Origin of the sequence: Streptomyces sp. NPDC056231, assembly GCF_048270745.1 — a bacterium.
In the GTDB taxonomy this organism is placed as follows: Bacteria; Actinomycetota; Actinomycetes; order Streptomycetales; family Streptomycetaceae; genus Streptomyces.
In genome coordinates this window covers 1-1,780 of sequence record NZ_JBLVKW010000193.1, presented here as the reverse complement: position 1 = coordinate 1,780, position 1,780 = coordinate 1, and the positions used below count along the sequence as shown (strand labels likewise).

General features: G+C 68.1%; 1 protein-coding gene. It reads left to right on the top strand.

The genetic code is table 11. The annotated features are described in order from the left end of the window. Positions 1-57 precede the first annotated feature (57 nt). On the top strand, positions 58-1,761 hold the full coding sequence (locus ACNPQM_RS44040) for an ISAzo13 family transposase (protein WP_418088402.1): 1,704 nt from the start codon (positions 58-60) through the stop codon (positions 1,759-1,761). Positions 1,762-1,780: the final 19 nt, after the last annotated feature.

The window sequence follows — 1,780 nt, the reverse complement described above, 5'->3', positions numbered from 1 at the left end:
TTAGGGCTCGCAGAGAATCAACGTGTTGCTTCCGGCGATGCGGCTCGTTGATGTGGTATGGGCATAACGCAGGAGATTCGAGATCAACTGAGTGCGAAGTTCGGGGTGTTGTTCCCGCATCTGGACGAGCGGCAACAGCGTCTGCTGATGGGAGCCGAGGCCCGGCTCCTGGGACACGGCGGGATCCGGGCCGTCGCCCGGGCAGCCGGGGTCAGCGAGGCGACGGTCCGCAAGGGCGTCTATGAGCTGGAGGCTGGCGAAGGGCCCCTGGGGCGGGTCCGCCGGCCCGGCGGCGGACGGAAGAAGGCCGCCGACCTGGACGCGGGACTGCGTCCCGCACTTCTCGCCCTGGTCGAGCCGGACATGCGCGGGGACCCGATGTCGCCGCTGCGGTGGACGACCAAGTCGACCCGGAACCTGGCCGGCGAGCTGACGCTTCAGGGACACAAGGTCAGTGCCGACACGGTCGGTGACCTGCTGCGGGAGGCGGGCTTCAGCCTGCAGGCCAACTCCAAGACCGTCGAGGGCAAGCAGCACCCGGACCGGGACGCCCAGTTCCGCTACATCAACGACCGGGCCAAGGACCACATCAGCTCCGGAGATCCGGTGATCAGCGTGGACAGCAAGAAGAAGGAACTGGTCGGCCAGTACAAGAACGCCGGGCGGGAGTGGCAACCGGGGGGCGAGCCGGTCAAGGTCAAGACGCATGACTTCCTGGACCGGGAGGGGCCCGGCAAGGCGATCCCGTACGGGATCTACGACATCGCGGCGAACACCGGCTGGGTCAGCGTCGGCACCGACCACGACACCGCCGCGTTCGCGGTGGAATCCATCCGCCGCTGGTGGCAGGCCCGCGGCCGACACGACTACCCGCACGCCACACGGCTGCTGATCACCGCCGACGCGGGCGGTTCCAACGGCTACCGCACCCGCGCCTGGAAGAGTGAACTCGCTGCCCTGGCCGCCGAGACCGGCATGGACATCACAGTCTGTCACCTACCGCCGGGCACATCGAAGTGGAATCGGATCGAGCACCGGCTGTTCTCTCACATCTCCATGAACTGGCGCGGCAGGCCCCTGAGCAGCCATGACGTCATCGTGGAGACGATCGCGGCGACCACCACCCGCACCGGACTGACGGTCGAGGCCCGCCTCGACACCGACAGCTACGACACCGGCGTGAAGGTCAGCGATGCCCAGGTCGACGCGCTGGCGATGAGCCGGCACCGCTTCCACGGCGACTGGAACTACACGCTCCATGGCGATGCATGCCCGCCCCCACGCCAGGGCGCGGGCATGGAGACCGAAGCGCGGTCGCCCGAGCTCCCGAATGACGTTGCCGCCGGCTCGCTCCGTGACCCGGAGCTGACCGGCATGACCGATCCACAACTGGACGTTCTGGTCAGCGCGTTGATCCCAGCACTGGCGCGACGACGAGAGCAGGCTCGCCGCGAACGCCGGGGCGGTGAGCGCCAACGAGCACGCGGTGCGGGCGCCAAGGACAAGCTCTCCGACGAAGACCGCATCCTGGCCACCGTGCTCAGCCTTCGCAAGATTGGTACCCACGACCTGCTCGCCCAGCTCTTCGGCGTCACCGGGAGCACCCTCACGCGGGCAGTCCAGGAAGTACGGCCCCTCCTGGCCGAGCGCGACCACGCGATCCCGCCTTCAACCGCCAGGTTCCGCACCCCGGCAGACGTGGCCGCCCACCTCGGCAAGTACGGCAGCCGACCCCCATCAGAGATCAAACCAGCATGTTGATTCTCTGCGAGCCCTTACG